The organism is Sphingobacterium detergens, from assembly GCF_003610355.1.
Lineage (GTDB): Bacteria > Bacteroidota > Bacteroidia > Sphingobacteriales > Sphingobacteriaceae > Sphingobacterium > Sphingobacterium detergens.
Window position 1 is genome coordinate 231,834 of record NZ_RAPY01000001.1, and the last position, 21,430, is coordinate 253,263.

The 21,430-nt window shown below is 46.1% G+C and carries 16 protein-coding genes; 10 read left to right on the forward strand and 6 right to left on the reverse strand.

Features of this window, described 5'->3' with window-relative positions:
• Nucleotides 1–12 precede the first annotated feature (12 nt).
• Nucleotides 13–672: a nitroreductase family protein gene (locus tag DFQ12_RS01025; protein ID WP_120257174.1), complete on the reverse strand. Its 660-nt coding sequence runs from the start codon at nt 670–672 to the stop codon at nt 13–15.
• A 278-nt stretch (nt 673–950) separates the two neighbouring features.
• Here DFQ12_RS01025 and DFQ12_RS01030 point away from each other — a divergent pair, with 278 nt between their 5' ends.
• From DFQ12_RS01030 to DFQ12_RS01065, 8 genes are all read left to right on the forward strand, one after another.
• The gene (locus DFQ12_RS01030; RefSeq protein WP_208642408.1) at nt 951–2,075 is read left to right on the forward strand and encodes a Fe(II)-2OG oxygenase family protein; all 1,125 of its coding nucleotides are present in this window, start codon (nt 951–953) and stop codon (nt 2,073–2,075) included.
• Nucleotides 2,076–2,091: 16 nt separating this feature from the next.
• On the forward strand, nt 2,092–3,906 hold the full coding sequence (locus DFQ12_RS01035; protein WP_120257175.1) for an IucA/IucC family protein: 1,815 nt from the start codon (nt 2,092–2,094) through the stop codon (nt 3,904–3,906).
• A gap of 24 nt (nt 3,907–3,930) precedes the next feature.
• A complete protein-coding gene (locus DFQ12_RS01040) occupies nt 3,931–5,745 on the forward strand; it encodes an IucA/IucC family protein (protein WP_120257176.1) in 1,815 nt (604 codons plus the stop codon).
• Between the two features lie 16 nt (nt 5,746–5,761).
• The gene (locus DFQ12_RS01045) at nt 5,762–8,137 is read left to right on the forward strand and encodes a TonB-dependent receptor (protein WP_120257177.1); all 2,376 of its coding nucleotides are present in this window, start codon (nt 5,762–5,764) and stop codon (nt 8,135–8,137) included.
• Between the two features lie 97 nt (nt 8,138–8,234).
• Nucleotides 8,235–9,389, forward strand: a complete 1,155-nt coding sequence (locus DFQ12_RS01050) for an acetyltransferase domain-containing protein (RefSeq protein ID WP_120257178.1) — start codon at nt 8,235–8,237, stop codon at nt 9,387–9,389.
• A 285-nt stretch (nt 9,390–9,674) separates the two neighbouring features.
• The gene (locus tag DFQ12_RS01055) at nt 9,675–11,513 is read left to right on the forward strand and encodes a glycoside hydrolase family 2 protein (RefSeq protein ID WP_244211650.1); all 1,839 of its coding nucleotides are present in this window, start codon (nt 9,675–9,677) and stop codon (nt 11,511–11,513) included.
• Between the two features lie 232 nt (nt 11,514–11,745).
• Complete coding sequence (locus tag DFQ12_RS01060; RefSeq protein WP_120257180.1) at nt 11,746–12,312, forward strand: RNA polymerase sigma factor; 567 nt, start codon at nt 11,746–11,748, stop codon at nt 12,310–12,312.
• 2 nt (nt 12,313–12,314) lie between these two features.
• Complete coding sequence (locus DFQ12_RS01065) at nt 12,315–13,166, forward strand: anti-sigma factor (RefSeq protein WP_120257181.1); 852 nt, start codon at nt 12,315–12,317, stop codon at nt 13,164–13,166.
• A 111-nt stretch (nt 13,167–13,277) separates the two neighbouring features.
• Here the strand turns inward: DFQ12_RS01065 and DFQ12_RS01070 are convergent, their stop codons facing one another.
• The 4 genes from DFQ12_RS01070 to DFQ12_RS01085 form a co-directional block, all read right to left on the reverse strand.
• Nucleotides 13,278–14,111, reverse strand: a complete 834-nt coding sequence (locus DFQ12_RS01070) for a ferritin-like domain-containing protein (RefSeq protein WP_120257182.1) — start codon at nt 14,109–14,111, stop codon at nt 13,278–13,280.
• Between the two features lie 21 nt (nt 14,112–14,132).
• A complete protein-coding gene (locus DFQ12_RS01075; RefSeq protein ID WP_120257183.1) occupies nt 14,133–14,861 on the reverse strand; it encodes a ferritin-like domain-containing protein in 729 nt (242 codons plus the stop codon).
• A 249-nt stretch (nt 14,862–15,110) separates the two neighbouring features.
• A complete protein-coding gene (gene msrB, locus DFQ12_RS01080) occupies nt 15,111–16,214 on the reverse strand; it encodes a peptide-methionine (R)-S-oxide reductase MsrB (RefSeq protein ID WP_120257184.1) in 1,104 nt (367 codons plus the stop codon).
• 238 nt (nt 16,215–16,452) lie between these two features.
• Nucleotides 16,453–17,763, reverse strand: a complete 1,311-nt coding sequence (locus DFQ12_RS01085) for a mechanosensitive ion channel family protein (protein WP_120257185.1) — start codon at nt 17,761–17,763, stop codon at nt 16,453–16,455.
• Nucleotides 17,764–17,941: 178 nt separating this feature from the next.
• Here DFQ12_RS01085 and DFQ12_RS01090 point away from each other — a divergent pair, with 178 nt between their 5' ends.
• Both DFQ12_RS01090 and ggpS read left to right on the forward strand, forming a co-directional pair.
• Nucleotides 17,942–18,931, forward strand: coding sequence for an NAD(P)H-dependent glycerol-3-phosphate dehydrogenase (locus DFQ12_RS01090; protein WP_120257186.1), 990 nt, complete (start codon nt 17,942–17,944; stop codon nt 18,929–18,931).
• A 1-nt stretch (nt 18,932) separates the two neighbouring features.
• The gene (gene ggpS / locus DFQ12_RS01095) at nt 18,933–21,182 is read left to right on the forward strand and encodes a glucosylglycerol-phosphate synthase (protein ID WP_120257187.1); all 2,250 of its coding nucleotides are present in this window, start codon (nt 18,933–18,935) and stop codon (nt 21,180–21,182) included.
• 57 nt (nt 21,183–21,239) lie between these two features.
• Here ggpS and DFQ12_RS28445 read toward each other — a convergent pair whose 3' ends face one another.
• Nucleotides 21,240–21,362, reverse strand: a complete 123-nt coding sequence (locus tag DFQ12_RS28445; RefSeq protein WP_279634378.1) for a hypothetical protein — start codon at nt 21,360–21,362, stop codon at nt 21,240–21,242.
• Nucleotides 21,363–21,430 lie beyond the last annotated feature (68 nt).

The window sequence follows — 21,430 nt, forward strand, 5'->3', positions numbered from 1 at the left end:
TGTAAGGGGTTTTTATTGGGGATTGATTGTTGATGGATGCGGGGTGAAGCCTGTGACTTTTTCGCTGATTGGCGTTCTTCGTTTTTTTGCATGCGCCTTACTTGAGCTGGGGTGGCCGATGAAGAATAGCCCGAAGGATTGCTCCCGATCTTGCTGAATAAAGCGTTTGACATAGTCAATCGCAGATCCTCCAGAAGCCCAATAAGATCCAAGGCCCATCGCCGTGCAGGTCAACGCCATATTTTGGACGGCCGAGGAAATGGCGGCAATCTCTTCCCATTCGGGTAAAACGATACGCGTACTGGGCTGAAAGATGATGGCAATGATCGCTGCTGCATGAAGGGGATAGTTTTGCAGGTATTCGAATTTGAGCAGGCGGTCTTGGGGCGAGAGGTTTGGGTAGTGATCCTTGTAGTATTCGCACATGTACCGGCCGTAGTCCGACTGCTGCTCGGCTGACAAAACGACAAAACGCCAAGGTTCGGTCATTTTATGGGTCGGTGCCCAGGTGGCGTTGGTTAGAATTTCCTCCAATTGTTGCGGACGAATCTCTTTTTTATCGTAAGCGTCGGCATAGATACTGCGACGTTGCCGGATGACGCTTGTTACAATTGCAGCGCGTTCGGGGAACGTTCGATTAGGGGCTGAATTCAGTGAATAAGATGATTTCATGATGATATTTTTTTAATCTTTATTTAAGATTATCAAAAAAAAATTTGCTGTTTTCAATTTTAGCAAATACATTTGTCTTGTAGTTCTTATTTAGACTGATTACATATAACGATAAAACAAAGATAAGAGGAGAATGGAAGAATGCAAGAAAAAAATAAAATTTTGACATTTCTTTAGCCTGTATTTTTGTTTTAATGTATTGTCTTTTAAGATTTTACAATTGGAAAGGGAGTGGTGCAAATTAATTTACATGTTTTACAAAAAAATAAGCAAGACTTATGCAACCAATGCAATTCCAGGGCAGCCAAATCTATTTAGCGGACAAAAAACCGTTAATGCCCGCTCCAGCGCCTAGAGCGCCACAACTGATCGATATTAAGTTTGAGGAAAAAATGGCCTTGATGAAAGTAGCGCGGCAACTCGCTGATGAATTTGGCCATTATGAAGATCCGACTTATATCCAAACCTTACATTTATACGCTTATCAACTGCTACCTCAACGTATTGCCCGACTGCTGACACAATTTGGATCTGATTTTTCGGCCAGCCAATATGGGGCCCTTGTCCTACGGGGACTTGTCGAAGTGGATCAGGAAAAACTGGGCCCGACACCGCCTTCCTGGAAAGCTTACGATCCGGAAAAACTGCTGTTATACGGCTTTATCTGCTCCTTGCTTCATGGCGCAGTACCGGCCAAACCGGTGCAATATTACGTACAGCGTAAAGGGGGCGGCCTGCTGCACCCGATTATTCCAGATGAATCCATGAGCATGTCACAGACGGGATCGGGATCAAAAACAGATCTTTTTGTGCATACAGAGGATGCTTTCCTGTTTAATCAGGCTGATTTTTTAAGTTTTCTTTACCTGCGCAATGAGGAGCAGGTGCAGTCCACATTGTATTCGATCCGCTCGCATCCTGCGATTAACGCAAATATGGAGCAGCTGTTCAGACCTATTTTTCGCTGTCCCAAAGATGCCAATTTCAAAGATGAGCAGCTGGGCGGAGCAGATGTGATGACCAGCATCCTGTATGGAAACCGGCAAACACCTTTTATTCGTTTTGATGCTGCCGAACAGCTGTACAACGCTGATGCAGGGCAGAGCTCGGAGGCATTGGAGATCCTTTCTCGGTTTTGGACAGAGGCCAAAGAATATATCTACAATGATTTTATCCCACAATCGGGCGATCTGGTTTTTGTCAACAATCACCTCTGTGCGCATGGGAGATCCGCTTTTAAGGCGGGCATGAAGCAGGTCGGTGGCGAATGGGTCAAGTGTGAAAGGCGGCAGATGTTACGTATGATGAGCAAAACCAACCTGCTGCAGATCCGCGAAATGACCCATCCTGACAACCCTTATTTTATCATCGAAGACCATTACGGAAAGATTGCCAAATTCTAACACCAGAACCACAGACATGAATAACTTACTTTATCAACCGGACCTCGCCGCAGCACATCTCTCACCGGCGGTATGGCGATCCGTGAATATACAGCTCTTGCAAAAGATGCTCAGTGAATTTTCCCATGAGATGCTGATCGTACCTCAACTGATCGCACAGCAGGGCAACTGGGATGTCTATGAGGTAAAACATACTGAAAAGCCGGTTTATTACCGGTTTTCAGCACGTGTACTCAGCCTTGATCATTGGGATATTGATGCTTTTTCCATCAGCAAGCTCGACAATGGCCGAACAGCTGATCTGGACGCCGTCGCATTTATCGTTGAATTTGCCGACCAATTGGGGCTGGAGCAGGAAAATATAGGGACTTATCTCGAGGAGATCATCAGTGTCCTGTTCACCTATGCCTATATGCGTGATCAAAATCGGATGGGCGTGGATGAATTGATCAAATCGGATTATCAGGTGATCGAACATGCCATGTCTGCCGGGCATCCTTGCTTTGTTGCCAATAGCGCCCGGATCGGTTTTGATGCCATAGATTATCAGAATTATGCGCCCGAAGCGGCATCTCCACTGGCCCTTGTATGGCTCGCGGGGCATCGTGACCGTACCGAATTTACCAGCATAGCGGGGGTATCCTATGACCATACCATCCGCCAAGAATTAGGAGCGGAGCATGTGGCTGCATTGGACAAAATGTTGACCGATGAGGGCTTAGATCCGCAGGACTATTTCTTTTTTCCGGTGCACCCCTGGCAATGGTTCAACAAGCTGTCGCACATCTTTGCGGCGGACATCGCCAGCCAGAAATTGGTCTGTCTGGGTTATTCGAATGACCTTTATCTGCCCCAGCAATCGGTACGGACACTGTTCAATGTCAGTAGTCCGCAGCGATCCTATGTCAAATCTGCCCTTTCGATCCTCAATATGGGCTTTATGCGCGGACTCTCGCCGTACTTTATGCGCACAACACCGGCCATCAATACCTGGGTATATGACCTGGTGGCCAATGATGCTTATCTGCAACGCCGGGGCTTCACGGTGCTGCGTGAATTTGCTACGGTGGGGTATACCAATGCATATTTCGAGGAAGCGATGCAGATCGATACGCCGTATAAAAAAATGCTGTCCACACTTTGGCGTGAAAGTCCATTTACCGTCGTTCATGGAGGGCAACAGCTGATGACCATGGCGGCACTATTACATATTGACGTTTATGGAAAGGCATTTTTACCGGCGCTCATCAGCTCCTCGGGTTTAAGCACCGCCGATTGGTTGCGGCATTACCTGAACAGCTACCTGAGTCCGCTGCTGCATTGTTATTATTACCACGATATGCGCTTTATGCCCCATGGTGAAAACCTGATCCTGGTCATGGAAAACCATGTCCCGGTCAAGGTGATCATGAAGGATATCGGTGAGGAGGTGGCGGTGCTGTCACCGCAGGTTTCCTTACCGCCTGATGTTGAACGCATCCGCATCCCGGTTCCGGAGGAACTCAAGATTCTGTCCATCTTTACACAGGCCTTTGACTGCTTCTTCCGTTTTTTAAATCAGGTGCTGGTAGCGCATGCCGATTTTCCGGAAGCGGAATTTTGGGAACTTGTTACCGAATGTATCCTGGCTTACCAACAGGAATTTCCAGAACTGCAGGAGCGCTTCGATCGATATGATCTTTTTGCAGCCGAAATTCCGAAAACCTGCCTGAATAGACTGCAGCTGAAAAACAATAAAAAGATGATCGACGGCTCCAATCCATTTAAACATCAGCAATTTGCCGGAAATCTCAAAAACCCACTTGCAGTATACAAAACAACACTTATTTGATGCAGACTCTCATTTGTAAACTTTATGAAAATAGCTTATCCGATTCAACCAAAGCAGGCTGTCGCGCATTTAAATGCGGACAGCTGGGTGCTTATCAACCGACGACATATCCGAAAAATACTGGCCGAATTTGCCCATGAAGGGATTATTCTACCCCAGCTCCTCCGTACGCATGCAGACGGGGGAAGCTACCAGCTAGCGGTGCCTTCCAAACCGGAGGTCATCTATTATTTTGACGCCAGCATACTGGCACTCAACCACTGGTCCATTGACCCGGATTCGATCGTCAAAAAGCAGTCGGGCCAGACGGTGCCCCTGGATAGTTTGGCCTTTGTGGTCGAGTTTAATAAAGAGATGGGGATAGAGCAGGAGATGTTACCCGTGTATATGGAGGAGATCAGCAGCACTTTGTCCGGAAGTACATACACCTATTTTCAGGGCAAAAAATCGGCGGATGAACTCGTCGGCGCTACGTATCAGGAGATCGAGGGTAACATGACGGGGCACCCGCGTTTCGCGGCTAATAATGGCCGTGTGGGATTTGATGCGGCGGATTATCAGTATTATGCACCGGAGGCCGCTAGTCCCTTTCCCTTATTGTGGCTTGCAGGCCATAAAAGCGGTGGTGAATTTACCGGCATTGCGGACCTTGATTACGATCAAGTAATGCAACAGGAACTAGGACCGGAGTTGCTGGCGCAGTTTTCCGAAAAAATTAAAGCGAAGGGCCTCGTACCGGAAGACTATTATTATTTCCCCGTACATCCCTGGCAATGGTTTAATAAACTGGCCAATATTTTTTCACCCGCCATTGCCACTGGTCATCTGCTGTGCCTGGGTTATAGTACAGATCATTACCTGCCGCAGCAGTCTATCCGAACGTTTTATAATGTGAGTAATCCAACACGGTTTTACGCAAAGACGGCATTGTCCATCCTGAATATGGGTTATGTGCGGGGCTTGTCGCCCTTCTTCATGCGGACCAATCCGGGGATCAACCAATGGATTTACGAACTCACGCTGGATGATCCCTATCTACAGGATGTGGGTTTTTGCATCTTGCGGGAAGTGGCTAGTGTCAGCTATAGCCACAGTTATTTTGAACAGGCACTGTCGGTCGATAGTCCTTATAAGAAAATGCTGGCCTGCCTCTGGCGCGAAAGCCCGGCCAGCGTGCTGCGTGAAGGCCAGCAATTAATGACTATGGCAGCCCTCTTGCATGTGGACGATAAGGGCAAGGCTCTTCTACCAGCACTTATACAGGCTTCGGGATTATCGATTGACGAATGGTTACAGGCTTATTTTAACTGTTACCTGAGCCCGCTGCTGCACTGCTTTTACAAATGGGATATGGTCTTTATGCCGCATGGCGAAAACCTGATTCTGGTACTTGAAAACCATATTCCCGTACGGGCAATCATGAAAGATATCGGTGAGGAGGTTTCGTTGCTGAACAGTAGTCTGGATGTACCGGAGGTTGCTGAGCGGCTGAAAGTTTCGGTACGGGAGGAAAACAAAACCCTGCCCATATTTACCCAGGTATTTGATTCCATTTTCCGCTTTGTTGCCGCGATCCTGGTGGAACAGGCGGGGTATCCGGAGCAAGCCTTCTGGAAAAATGTCGCTGCCTGCATACAGGCTTATCAGCAGGCACATCCCGAGTTTAAAGCGGCTTATGAAACGGATGATTTCTTTGTGGATTCCTTTCATTCTGATGCCTTAAACCGGATGCAGCTGCGCAACAATAGGCAGCTGCGCGACCGAAAAGATCCCTATAATGGCCGCACGAATGTCGGTGTACTCATAAATCCCATTGCTCAATTTAAAAACAATAAATAATAACAACAAAAAAACCATGTATCTATCTTTGAAAAACAGTAAATCAATTTTCTTTTTTTTGTGTTTGCTTGCTTTCCTATTTGCTGGAAATGTGCTGGCACAAAAGAACAATAATAATCTTATCCATGGACAGGTTACCACCCGTGATGGGAGTCCTGCGGCCTACAGCACCATTAAACTTTCGAATGGAAGGAGTGCGCGGGTCGACAAGGAGGGGCGGTATACCTTTCGTGGTCTCCTCCCCGGAACGTATGTGGTGACGGTGAGCTTTGTGGGTTTGCCGGAGCAGTCGCAGACCTTATCGCTTGCAGTAGGTGAAAGTGCCGTGGCGGATTTTGTTTTATCCGCCGATGGAAAGACACTGGATGAGATTCTGATCATCGGCCAGAAATATGCCATTATCTCCAAAAAGGAAAGTGACTATGTGGCGCGGTTGCCGCTCAAAAACCTTGAAAATCCACAGGTATATAGTGTGGTGGACAAGGAGCTGATCAAGGAGCAGATGGCGCTCACTTTGGAGGAGTCCTTTCGGAATGTGCCGGGAGCGGCTCCATCAAAGACCGGAGCCGGAATGCCTTCTTTCTTTTCGCGTGGCTTTCAGACCAGCGAAAATTTTAGAAACGGGATGGCGACTTACTTGCGTACAGGGATTGACCTGGCACAGGTAGAACGCGTGGAAACCATAAAAGGCCCAACGTCAACACTATTTGGTGCACAAATGACTTCCTTTGGTGGGATTGTGAATTATATTACAAAAAAGCCTTATGAAACATTTGGCGGCGAGGTGGGGTACAGCATGGGAAGCTGGGACATGAATAGGCTGACTGCCGATATCAATGCGCCGATTGCTGCCGAAGAGGGTTTGCTCTTTCGCGTGAACCTCGCACGGCAGAAAGAAAATACATTTCAGGACCAGGGCAATAATGCCACTGTACTGATCGCACCAAGTCTTTCTTATCAGGTAAACGATCGGCTTAAACTGTCCCTGGATGCTGATTTCTATTCCGTGTGCGGGATTACACCTGCCGGTTGGATGATTGATCCGAAACTTGGGAAAACAAGCTTTGACCAGCTGCACCTCGATTATAGGCAGTCGCTGAACGACAATTCGCTGGTAAGCCGGCAGTCATCGAGCAATATCTTGTTTCAGGCCGACTACCAACTGTCCGATCAATGGCAGTCGCAGACCAAGTATGCCTGGGGCGATGGAAGCTACGATGATCTCTATATCTTTGATATGATCTGGAAAACAGATAGTTTGGTGAATAGGATTCTGCGCACCTTTACCGATGAGGAATCTGCCCGTAAAAATTTCCAGCAAAATTTTATTGGCGATTTTAAGATCGGCCAATTTAGGAACCGCATGGTCATCGGACTGGACTATATGTCTAATTACCGGAAGACACGCTATGACGGACTGGGCTACGGTGGTGACGTGTTTGCGCCGGCGCAGCTCTATAACCTTCCGGGTACACCCGTAATCCGGATCGAAGATGTCAATGCGGTACTGGCCAAACGGAATACAGGTCAGAATGTGACCAAAGAAGCCAGTTACAGTGCTTATGTATCAGATGTCTTTAATGTGACCGACCGTTTATTGGCGATGGCTAGCCTACGGGTAGATCGCTTTATCAGTGAGGGGACGACAAATACACTGAGCCGGAAACAGACGGGTAATTATAACCAAACGGCCCTATCACCAAAATTTGGGCTGGTTTATGAAGTATTGAAAGAGCGGGTTTCTTTGTTTGCGAACTATATGAATGGTTTTAAAAATGTACCTAATTACATCAACCCGACTGACAATGTTGTGCAGGTGTTTAAACCCCAGCGGGCCAATCAGCTGGAAGGCGGTGTGAAAGTTGAATTGTCTGATCTATTCAATGCTACGGTCAGTTACTACAATATTGATGTCACCAATAGTATCCGTGTTGACGGAACAAATAGAATACAGGATGGAAAACAAAAAAGCAAAGGATTTGAAGTTGAGCTGATCGGTAAGCCATTCACAGGCTTTAATTATGTAGCTAGCTATGGGTACAACGACAATGAATTTGTCAATGGAGCAGCGGCCGGTAAACGAGCCTTAGGGACACCGGAGCATGTGTTCAATATCTGGGCAAGTTATGCCTTGACCGACGGTAGGGCCAAAGGCCTTGGTCTCGGGGTCGGTAATTCCTACATTTCCAAAGCCTTTCTGGATGCCGCCAATACCTTTACTTTAGGTGCCTATAATCTATTGGATGCAACAGTCTTCTATAACCGGCCAAAATATAGTGTCCGCCTAAAGGCGAATAATATCCTGGATAAAAAATACTGGGTCAGCGACGGCTACTATGCCCGCCCGCAAAAGCCATTCAATTTTATGGCCAGTGTAGCCTATAAGTTTTAAATTTCTTTGGCTTCTGGGAACAGCCTGTTTCCGGAAGCCAAATGATAAGATTCAGACAAGCGATTTATGGATTGCCATCCTTTAATATCAGCAGCTTATGTGGATTAGACTTTCTTATCCAAAACAGGATCCACGCAATCTTTTACTGGGGATTGTGCTCGCCTTCGCGATGCTGGACCATACCCGGATGTTTTTTTATTATTGGAACGTGAATCCGACAGCGATCGGGGATACCGGCATCATGCTGTTTCTAACACGTTTCCTTTCTCATTTTTTCGCACCCACCATTTTTCTACTGTTGGGGATAGAAATTTATCAGTATGGTCAGCGTTATGGATCGTCAAGATTAACAAAAGCCTTGTGTTATACGGCTGTGACGCTGTTGGCTTTGGAACTTGTGGTCAATAATTTTCTGTACACCTTTGATCCGTACTATCGAACCATCGGTCTGTTTATTCTCGGCCTGCTCGGCCTCTGTTTTTTTTGCATGGCCGGATTGCAGTACCTGGGGCCTAAGTCGCTGCTCGTCATTAGTCTGCTGCTGCTGTCAGGGCATCATTTGCTGGATGGGATCCAGCGCGAAGGGAATTCCTTCGGGTCAATCTGCTGGTACTTACTGCATCAGCAGAAATTTATTCCCCTCCCGGATCGTTTATTTATCGTGAATTATACGCTTATTCCCTGGTTGGGGGTACTGATGCTGGGCTATGGCATGGGAAAGCTATTTCTGCCTCATGCGGACCCGCAGAGGCGCAAGCGTGCCTTGCTTAGGCTGGGCTACGCAAGTCTTGCTTTGTTTTTTATGCTGCGTTTCACAAATGTTTATGGGGATCCTGTCGGCTGGAATGCCTATGCGGATCCAGTGAAATCAGTGCTATCTTTTCTGAATCTGACAAAGTATCCGGCTTCGTTGGCTTACCTCTCGCTCACTTTGGGGGCTGTATTTCTTTTCCTGGGCTACACGACAAATTGCCGGGGCGACAAAATTTTCCTGTTTTATGTGTTGGGCAGAAGACCCTTGTTTATCTATCTGTTCAGCACATTTTTAATTCATTTTATGGCAATGGTTTTACTTTGGCTAACAGGAAAAGATCCAGTAGCAATGCTGATTACTTCAAAGTCTTATACTTCGGCAGGCCCTTTAACGCAATATGGTTATTCCATTGGGGTGGTATACCTCGTCTGGACCGGAATCCTTCTGCTGTGTTGTGCGATAAATGGCCTGATCGACAAATGGGCTGTCAAATTGTAAACAAACCTTGCTTGCGTTTAAAACGAATCCGGGGAAGAAATAGACAGTAAATTTCTGTTGCTCGACTTCTTTAGGATAAATGCATGATCTGATGTTTTTTGATGTAAGGGGGTAATGAGTGGAAAAAAATGCTTCTGGCTCTTGGTCTCGGCCAATTACCTCGTTAATTGATCTAATAATTCGATTTAGTTGCTTGTTTTCTTATATTTGAGTGATAAACCAACCTTTGCTTATAACTGAATTGAAATGATGAACCGAATGAAATGCCGACTGATAATCCTACTCATGGCGTACTTAGCACTCGAAGTGGCAAAAGCGCAATCCCTAGATGATTTTACACTACCCACCCCCTGGACGGCCGAGGCATTGAAAGCCGAGATACCGCTGCCGGAATATCCTCGCCCGCAAATGCAGCGTAGCGAATGGCAAAATCTCAACGGACGATGGGATTACATGGGCGGCAGTTCGCTGCCGGATCCGCGTCAAGCTGGCGCTCCACCGACATTTCCGAAAAAAGCCGAATCCATCCGCGTGCCTTTTGCGCCCGAGTCGGAACTCTCCGGAATTGCCCGGAGCGGGGAGAAATTTCTCTGGTACAGACGTGCTCTTACCATTCCATCCGCATGGAAGGGTAAACGTATTTTGTTGCATTTCGGTGCGGTAGATCAGTATGCGGTGATCTTTGTTAACGGTAAAAAGGTAGCTGATCATACAGGTGGATACCATGCTTTTAGCCTGGATATTTCGGATTTTCTAAAGGCGGGCGACAATACCCTTGTCGTGGGTGCTTACGACGCAAATGATGGTAAAACGGCATCTGGAAAGAATGGCGATAAAGGTGATTATACCTTTAGCTCGGGCATCTGGCAAACAGTCTGGATGGAACCTGTACAGCAAAAATACATCACCCAGCTGAAACTGATCCCTGAGCTGAAAAATAACCGCTTGCAGCTAACGGCGCTCACCGAAGGTAAAGACCTCCGGGTGGTTGCCACAGCATATGCGGATAACAAGCAGGTGGCGACAGCGACAGGAACGGATCACAACGCATTTTACCTCGATATCAGCAATCCACATGTATGGAGCCCCGAAGATCCTTTTCTCTATCAGCTGAAAGTAGAATTTAAAGATAAAGAAGGTCGTACAGTGGATCAGGTGGACTCGTACTTCGCGATGCGCTCCATCGGTATCGGTAAGGTGGACGGCATCAATAGAACCTTGTTAAATGGCAAATTTCAATTTCAGATCGGCGTGCTTGATCAAGGCTATTGGCCTGATGGTATTTTTACGGCGCCGACCGAAGCGGCTTTGCTGTACGATATTGAACTGGCGAAAAAAGCTGGATTTAACGTCATCCGCAAACATATCAAAGTGGAGCCCATGCGCTGGTACTATCACTGTGACCGGCTTGGCTTAATGGTCTGGCAGGACATGCCCAACTTGTGGTACCCGGACGATACGGATTCAGTAGCGGTACGTAAACAGTTTAGGAGCGAACTGAAGCAGATGATGGATCAGCTGGTTAGTGTTCCCTCGATCGTCACATGGGTACCTTTCAATGAAAACTGGGGGGCATTTGAAGTGGCAGATATAACCAAATGGACAAAAAAATATGATCCTACGCGCTTAGTAAACGGCAATTCGGGGTATAATTACGCACCTGGATATCGGCCTGCGCAGGGTGACCCCGGGAATGGCGACTTTGTGGACAGGCACCACTATGGAAAGATGGAAGATAAAGCCTTTCCGCAGCCAGACGAAAATCGGGCCGCATCGTTGGGCGAATTCGGAGGGAAGGGGCTTTTTGTGCGCGACCATATGTGGCCAGTCGCAAATAACGCTTACGAGATCCTCATCAATAGGGATATACTCTCGGATACCTACGTTTATCTGCTCAATGAGATCGAACAGCGTATGTTGTACAGCGGTTTAAGCTGTGCGATCTTTACACAAACGTCAGATGTGGAGCATGAAATCAACGGGTTGGTGACCTATGATCGGCAGGTGGAAAAGTTCGACATGAAGAAAGTGAAGGAGATAAATCAAGCAATCATCCGCAACAGCGAAAGATTAGGGAAAAAGAAAAAAATAAGTTCAATTTCAAGGCTGTATCCGGTGGAGTAGCCGTACATTTAGCTCAATGTTTGTTAAATGCATTTGAAATAAACAGCTATTTATAAATTAAATCGTTAAATCGTGATAAAGTGGTTTATGATTTATATGAAAAAGTGATGCATTTATATCGACAAGTATTTATACGCTTTTCTTAATATTTAAGTATTTTTTACCTGAATTGTGTTGCGAACTTTGTTTTTTCAATTTTAATAAAGATCTTTAGGCGTTATAAACGCAAAATTTGAGTCCATTACACAACCTTTCTGAAGAAACATTAATTCTTTTGCTCAAAAAAAAGAATCAGCAGGCCTTTAGCTATCTATATGATAACTATGCGGACTCCCTTTATGGAGTAGTCTGCCGGATTGTAACTTCGGCAGAGCACGCGGAGGAAGTGATCCAGGATGTATTTGTTAAGATCTGGAAGCACGTCGATCTTTTTGATGTAGAAAAAGGAAGGTTATATACTTGGATGATCAATATTGCCCGAAATGCAGCACTCGACTACCGAAAATCTAAGGGGGTGCGGAATGAATTGAAAAACCAACCGCTCTCAAATATCGTAAATAGAGAAGAGGAACAAGATCGGAGCCAGAACGAACGAAATGCACAGGCAGATTTTATTGGATTTAAAAATATTTTAGATAAATTGAAGCCCGAATGTCGTGTCTTGATCGAAATGGCCTACTATGAAGGATATACCCAACAGGAGATAGCCCAACAACTTGACATTCCTTTGGGTACAATAAAAACACGTACAAAAGCGGCGTTTTTGCAGTTAAAAACATTGTTAAAGGATTATCGTTAATTTTGGATATCGAAGCTTACATATCGTCAGGGATTATTGAATCATACGTTTTGGGAGTCGCTTCTGAAGAGGAAGTCAGTATCCTGAACTGTATTCGTAAAAATAATTCCGCAGTGGATCAGGCAATTGCCGAGGCTGAAAAAATGCTCGAGGACTTAGCTGAGATCCAGGCGGTGGGGATGCCTATGGCCTTGAAAGAGAAGATCTGGAATAGACTGCAAGATGAGAATCTGGTTGCTAATGATAATCAGCCAGAACTTCTGCCGACGACGCAGACGTTATCCAAAGACGATAGTATTCAACAACAGACCTCATCCGCTGAGGAGGAACCTAAGCAGGCCGTCCCTATTAGGTCGTATAACTGGGCCATAGCGGCAAGTATATTATTTGTCCTGAGTGCTGGTGCGAATCTGTTCTTTTATCAACAGCAAAAGGAGTCCAGCGAGATGCTAGCAGCAGCAAATAATGAGCTACATAGCAAAAAAGCAATGCTTGCAACGCTGCAGGATAAATGGGACTTGGTCGAAAATCCAGCAATTAAGACGATTTCCTTAAAAGGTATCGAGACTAAACCTGATCTGCATGCGCTTGTCTATTGGGATCAGCAATCCAAAGCTGTATTCTTGAGTCTTGAGCATATGCCTGCCGCCCCAAAAGGCAAGCAGTATCAGCTCTGGGCAATGGTGGATGGTCAGCCTGTTAGTGCTGGTGTGTTCCCATTGGATGCCAAGACTCAAATGGCCAGTAAAATGCTGGATGTTGCCAAAGCACAGGCATTTGCCATCACACTGGAAGATGAAGGGGGGAAAGATGCCCCTACACTCACTGAGCTCTGCGTCATGGGCAGTATTTAGCCGTTTTTTTACTTATACAACTTTTTCTGGTGACATCGAGTAATAACCATGAAAAAACCCCGGCTTGAAGATCAAACCAGGGCCATTTTCACAGGTAGAGTAAGACTTTTGTTAAGCTTTGATAAATAAACCTGCAATATTAAGTACAGCTTCTGCAGATAATGGCTCATCAAAAGATTGTGTGGCTGCACTAGCTGAGATTTTTCCCATCGAACCACTCAGTGACGTAATATCAACTCCAGCCTGTTTTACATTGTCTTCTCCAGCATAGATGGGATTTACAACAGCACCGATGCCAGTATCATTTGCCCCAGTAATCCAAGGTTTTTGATCTGCAGCAGCGCCGCCACGGGCACGACGCATCTGACGGATATGCGAGGCATGTCTTGCCTCCACCGAATGGATCTGTAATGCTGCTGTCAGCACAACGCGGTTGCCAAGCAAGATACCTGCCTGCCCCTTATATGCCCTCACACCGGTATCTTCAAATGCCTGTGCAACCGCTAAAAATGTATCATAATTGCTAAAGACATTTCCAAATGTGCCCCCTGCTGTAAAATCAAATGTTGGCTTTGATACGGCCTTATTGCCCAATACCTGTTTTAAAAAGTTGACATGTGCTACCTCGTGGTCACGAATGGTGGTAATCGCACCAAGCGGCTTGCCCGAAGGGATTAGCCCCGATTTGGCAACACCCATAGTATAATATTCTGCTTCGAGATATTCCAACGTCAGTGCATAGTTAAGTACACCATTGACGTCTGTGGGCGCGGTGGCGCCGTATGCTTTTTTAAAGAGTTCACTGACAAAGAATGGCAATGCGGCCATCGTTATCTTTTTACTCACCGAAGCTAAATTTTTGATAGCTTCACGACGTGGACTGATACGATCGCTGAACTCAGGATCTACAGTATTTATTTGTTCAAAAACATTTAAGAGATTCATGATAATCAAAATTTAGGTGAATTAATAAGTGGGTAGATCCGATACATCGATTTTGGATTTGATAAATGGTGCAGCGGCGCTCAAAACGACACTGGGACTTTTGGCAACATCGAGTCCATTGGAATCAACGACTTCCTGATTGGCAAAACTGCCGTTGTCTATCATATCCCTTATCCAGGCGGCATGCCGCGCTTCTACCGAAACGATCTTTCCAGCCAATAACAAATAATTGGGATCTTTAATGAGCCATCCGGCACCATTGTAAGCCGACACGCCCAGGTCTTCAAAGGTTTTGGCCGTAGCCAGTACATTGGCTCGGCTGCTGAAATTTACCCCCGAAAGATTAAATTCGAGACTGGAAATCGCTTTTCCGCCCAAGGCAATTTTGAAAAACTCGCGGTGTGCGATTTCGTGATCACGGATATCTGTAAAAAAAGCTTTTTCCATATCCGTCATACCTGAATAAGGATTGTTGACCAACTGAATATAAAATGCGGCCTCAAGTTGCTCGAGTGCATAAGCATAATTTAGGATGGCTATGTCACCGCTACCGAAATACAAGCCTTTCCCACCGTTGTCCATACCGTCATCGCGGTCTTTCTTACAGCTAGATATACCAAGTATGGCGAGTGAGGCTGCACTTGCACCTGCAAATTTCAAAAAGTCTCTCCTTCGGAGGTCTTTTTTTTCATGTTCACCATTGGAAGTCAATAGTGAATCTTGATTTTGGGAAGTTGTTATCTTTTCCATAACAAAAGTCTTTTAGTTTATAATTTTTCTGTACTTATAATCATTTACGACTTTTTGGAAAGCTTGGATTGCAAAACTTTATTTTATTTTTATTTTTTTTTGGCGGGTTTTCAATTAACGTAAATAAAGATAGCCTGATGGTAACAGAATAGGTCAGCACCCTATTGTTCTGGTAAGCAGAGCACAAAAAAGCTGATGCAAACCCACATCAGCTTTTTGCTCATTAAAATTTACTTCAATTGACTGTACTTACTTGTTGGTCAGTAAGGGCAGATATTTTTCATAACCTTTGGCCTTCATTTCTTCCTTGGGCACAAATTTGAGTGATGCGCTGTTGATACAATAGCGTAGCCCGCCTTTGTCTGCAGGGCCATCTTCAAATACATGGCCCAAATGAGCGTCACCGGTTTTACTTCGTACTTCTGTACGGCGCATGCCGTGGGAGTTATCGGATAATTCTTCGATTAAATTGGTATTGATCGGTTTCGAAAAGCTGGGCCATCCGCAGCCCGACTCAAACTTGTCTGTCGAAATAAATAATGGTTCTCCTGTCGTAATATCTACATAAATACCATCTCTAAACTCAGCATTATAGGCATTGTCAAAAGCACGTTCGGTTGCCTGATTCTGCGTCACGTCATATTGCAATGGGGTAAGTTCTTTCTTAAGTGTGCTTCGGTCCTTTCTTTTATAAGCTTGTGTCGCAGTTGTATCTTTGGGAGCAGGATTGGCTTTGCGGGCCATATCAAATAATTCAGGACCAATGTGGCAGTAACCACCGGGATTTTTGTCGAGATATTTTTGATGATAGGCTTCTGCATTGTAGTAATTCTGCAAGGGCTGGAGTTCAACCACAATTTTCGAAGGATATTTTTTGGCAAGTTCGGCCAAACTTTCCTTGATCACGGGCACGGCTGAGCCATTTGTGTAGTAAATACCAGTGCGATATTGTGTCCCTATATCATTCCCTTGTTTGTTGAGTGATGTGGGATCGATTGTTTTTAGAAATAAATCCAGGAGCAGCTTCAGGTCAACGATTTTTGGATCGTAAGTAACTTTGACGGTCTCGGCAAAGCCTGTTTTTCCGGTGGATACCTGCTCATAGCTCGGATCCGGTAAATTGCCATTGGCATAACCGACCTCTGTTGCGGTAACGCCGCGCACCTGCTTGAAAAAATGTTCAGTACCCCAAAAACATCCGCCTGCGAAATAAATAACCTGATTCTGTTTATCTGTCTGATCCATAGATTGTTTTTTAATTGTGTTGGAACGATTGGTTTTCTGTGAAAATCCGAATTTGCTGAGCATAAATAAGCCTAAGCCTAGCACTAATAATAAAAATACCTGTTTCATCGCATTTCTCCATTCTTGTTTTTAAGATATACGAAGCAAACACCTGCATTGGTTTTGAGCATTTAAAAATTATTTGCAAATTTGCTTTATTAGTGATAAGATGCCTGGATAACATTACCTAATACTTCAATTAAAACCGGCTCTAAAATAGCTATCTGCTGATTTATCCACACACGGAAAGTGATAAGGATGCCGCGGTGGGAGGTATCCGATACCGCTATGCAAAAACTGTCGCCAGCTAGGCCGTGCTGGCCTGTTGCGCGCCGAGCAGCCGGAGATCGTCGGATGCCGGTAGTTCAAATACCTGCAGGTGAAAGTGTTTAATGGCAGCCAATAGGTGGTCAAAAATATCGGCCATTGTATCTTCGAAATAAGCCCATTGTGTACCCTTGGTAAACATGTAGAGTTCCAGCGGAATACCGTATTCACTAGGTGCGAGCTGGCGCACTAACAGGGTTAATTCTTGATGGATATTGGGGTTATGCTTGGCATAGGCGAGTACATAGGCCCTGAACAGACCGATATTGGTCATCCTGCGGCCATTGACGGGCGAGGAGCTGTCGGTATTCCAGGTTTTATTGTAATCAGCAATCTCGCGTTCACGTTTTTCGATATAGGGAGCCAGTAAGCGGATCTTTTTTAATGCCGTGATTTCCTCCTCACTGAGGTAGCGCACCGAAGACATTTTAATGTTCAATGCCCGCTTTATCCGACGGCCGCCCGTCTCTTGCATCCCACGATAGTTTTTGAATGAATCGCTTAGCAAGGTATAGGTCGGTATGGTGACAATAGTCTTGTCCCAGTTCTGTATCTTCACATTGTTGAGATTGATCTGCAACACGTCGCCGTCCACACCATATTTAGGCATTTCTATCCAGTCTCCCACGCGGACCGAGTCATTGGCCGAGACCTGAATACTGGCCACAAAGCCCAGAATAGTGTCCTTAAATACCAGCATGAGGATGGCGGACGCCGCCCCCAGCGATACCAGAAAAGACCATGGCGAATTGCCCGTCAGCAGGGAAACGGCCAGCGTGCCAATTACAAAAATCAAAAAGATCTGTATCACCTGCAGGTAGCTGTCGATGGGCTTGTCTTTGAACGCATTGGAGCTGCGAAAAATATCGCGGCAGGTTTTTAACAGGCTATTGACCAGATGATAGATGGTCAGCAACACCACGATATCCAGCAACTTGACAAGGGCAGCGGTCAGCACCGGAAAACCAAGGAAGATCACCGGAAGCAGCTGCAGTGTGAGCAGCACGAGTATAGTGCGGCTCAGGCGTACATGCACCTTGTTTTCCAACAGAAAATCGTCCCATTTGGTTGAGGTCCGTCGGGCAATCCTGTTCAATGCGGAATAAAAGACCTTGCGCATGATATAATCGAATGCATAGAGCAGCACTGCGAAAGCGAAAAGTAATCCAGCGGCCGTAACAATATGCGCCTGCTGATCGGGTAAACCTAATTTGGTAAAGAGATCGAAAATGTACTGATAAATTGAACTTGTTGGTTGTTCACTGAAGTTAAGCATGTCTAAATTTTTCATATGAACAGACAAATTTACGGAGAAATATAAAAACGGGTTTTGAGGTGGAAAATACCCTTTTATACCTATTTTTAAGCTTAAAGTTTGCTTATTGATTAAATTTTACGTATATTTGTAAATTAATAGATAACCCGATGGCGAAAATTTTCTGTTTCGCGTCTTAAAAACCCCCAACGATTTGAATGAGATTAGTGTGATAGGTGGTGGGAGTTGGGCCACGGCCCTGGTTAAAATTTTGACAGAAAATAGCATTTATACCAACTGGTACATGCGGCGTTCCGAGCAGGTGCGCGCGATAAACCAGGATGCTATTAACCCTGACTACCTATCGTTTTTAAAACTTGACAATACAAAAATTTATGCGTCCGATCAGCTGGACGAGATCGTGGCCCGATCGAAAGTAATTCTTTTCGTCGTGCCCAGTGCGCATCTGGACAGTGTTTGCGCCGCAATCCCCAAAGAGGACCTTGCTGAAAAATTTGTCATCACCGCCATCAAAGGGACCGTCGGCCCCGAAAATCTGCTCCCAAGTGCTTATCTCGCCCGGTATTTTGAACTGAAAGATTTTCAGCAGGCGATCATTGCAGGGCCTTGTCATGCCGAAGAAATCGCGCGGAACAAGAAAACCTATATGACGCTGTGCGGTCCGAATGAAACTTTTATCAGTAAGATTTCCAGTGGGTTTGCTTCAAGCTATATGCAGGTGAATTATAGTCCCGACACCCTAGGTGTGGAGTACGCAGCCATTTACAAAAATGTGGTCGGCATTGTCTGTGGCATGGCCGAAGGACTGCATTATGGCGATAATTTTATGGCGGTGCTGGTTGCCAATGCCATTGATGAACTGGGACTGCTATTGCGTGCCGTCGGTGCACCCCATGTCCGGCTGGGCAGCTCTACCTATTTGGGCGACTTATTGGTGACGGGTTACTCCGCACATAGCCGCAACCGGACTTTTGGTAAATACCTTGGCCAGGGGTATTCGGTTTTCGAAGCCCGTCAGCTCATGGGCATGGTCGCCGAAGGATATTTTGCAACCAAGGGGCTGATGGCGACGGTCACGAGCCTTGGACTCAATTTACCCTTGTTACAGACAGCCTACCGTGTGCTATATAACCATATGGCTGCAATTGATGAATTTAAACTTTTAGAAAGGAATATAAGATAATATGCTATTAGCAACAGATTTAGATGGAACTTTTTTAGGCGGAAAGATGGAAGACCGCCTCAGATTATATAGACTGATCAAGGCCAGCCCGAATATGCAGCTGGTTTTTGTAACCGGAAGAGGGCTGGAGTCGGTATTGCCGCTACTGAGCGATCCGCTCATTCCGGTGCCGGACTTCATTATCGCGGATGTGGGCGCCACAGTCGTTAACGGCCATAGCCTGGAAGCAATTGAACCGCTGCAAAGTGAGATTGAGGAAAAATGGCCGCAGACTTATGCAATCCGGGCAGCGCTGGAGGAAATACCGCAGTTGAATTACCAACATGTGCCACAGCAGCGCCGCAGTTCATTTTATTATGAAGCAGGGGTTGACCATAGTCTGGTGCAGCAGGTGGCTGACAGGTATGACTGTGATATTATTACTTCAGCCGATAAATACCTGGACTTGCTCCCTAGAGGTGTCAATAAGGGGACAACATTAAAGAAGCTGGTTGAATTTTTGGCCGTCGATCCAGATGATGTGATGGTGGCCGGTGATACCCTTAATGACCTGGCCTTATTTCAGATCGGTTTTCGGGGTGTTGCGGTCGGAAAGTCCGAACCGGGCTTGCTACAGGCCATCGATCAATTGGATACAGCGTACAGCGCAGAAGCTGCCGGGGCAGGCGGTATATTGGAATATATGGGCAAATACCGCCCGTTTCAGCAGTTGATTCGTGGAGAACAAAAATTAGTGCCTCAAAAAAGAAGGTCCAAAAAATCCGATCAGCTGGTGATGGTCTACCATCGGCTGCCTTTTGAAAAGGAATCGATCAATGGTAAGACGGTGCGGGTAGCACCCAAAAGCCCAAATGGCATTATTCCCTCGCTGCTGGGCTTATTTGAAAAGGGACGGTCCGGTCTCTGGATCGGGGAGGAAGTCATCCAGCAGGACGGGCAGCCGGTTCCAAATCAGCTGGTGGATGAAAGCCGGTACCCTAATCTGGTCGCTTCCACCATATCGCTGTCAAAAGAGGATATCGATAAGTTCTATCGTGTATTCTCCAAGGAGGCGTTCTGGCCGACGATCTTTTCCTTTGTGGACCGGGCAAAGTTCAACCACGAGGACTGGGACCATTACCTGATGATCAACAAGCGCTTTGCCGAGCGGATCGCTCGCGAGGCCGACGAGGAGGCGCTGGTCTGGATCCATGAGTATAATCTGTGGATGGTACCTTCTTTTTTAAAGACGATGCGTCCCGATCTGAAAATTGGCTTTTTTCACCATACGGCATTTCCGGCAGCAGATATTTTTAATATTATTCCCTGGCGCAAGGAGATTATCGGCAGCCTGCTGCTCTGTGATTTTGTCAGTTTTCATATCCCACGTTATGTGGAGAATTTTGTGGATGTGATCCGCAGCCATACGCCGTTTAAAGTGGTCAAAAAAGTAGACGTCGCCAATCAGTTTCTGACCTATAGCTGTGCGCTGGGTGTCGATCAGATGACCAAGATCATTGAGGTGGACGGGCGGCAGATCAGGCTGGGGGCACAGCCGGTGGGTGTCAACAGGGATCATATCGAACAGATTTTGACGGATGATAACGTGAAAGCGGAGATCCATACGCTCAAAGAGCGCAAAGCTGAATCGGGAATAACGCGTATCATATCCATCGAGCGCCTGGATTATGTCAAAGGACCATTGGAAAAAATTCAGGCTTTTGGCGAATTTCTTGCCGAGTATCCTGAATTTAGGGGCAAGATTGAACTGGTCAATGTCTGTACACCGCCATCGCAAGGGATGACGATCTATGATGAAATCCGCGACCAGGTGAATCAGGCTGTGGGTGAGATCAATGGTAAATATGCGACGATGAACTGGACCCCGATCCAATATTTTTACAGGGCACTACCCTTTGAGGAAGTGGTCAAGCACTATGCGTTGAGCGATATTGCCTGGATTACGCCTTTGCGTGACGGGCTGAATCTGGTCGCCAAGGAATACATTGCAACTCATGGACTACTGGAAACTGCTGGGGTCCTTGTGCTTTCGGAATTTGCAGGTGCTTCGGTTGAGTTGCCTTATGCTATATTGACCAATCCCTATGACCGCAAGAGCATGAAAGATGCGCTGTTGAAAGCTTTGGTCATGGAACCTGGGGAAGCTCAGGTCAGAGCGCGTAGGCTGTATGAGCATATTGAGCACTACGATATCCATTATTGGGGGCGGGATTTTGTCAAAGAGCTCGAGAAATCGGGTAAGCGGCCATAAATAACAAAGCGGGGGCTAATCTAGTCCCCGCAATTGTTTAACGCAATAAGCCAAGGGTTAAACTGGCGGTATAGCGTGACCGGCCTCTTTCAATGGTCCCCAGAGACTGGAAAAGGCAGCCTCCTCTGGCTGCCTTTTCTCGTGCTTGTATTTTACCGTAATCATCCCGTTGTGATGCATCCGTCTAACAGGTTAGTGAAACAACACATTCTTCCGATTGCGTATTGAATTATAAATTGATCAAACGA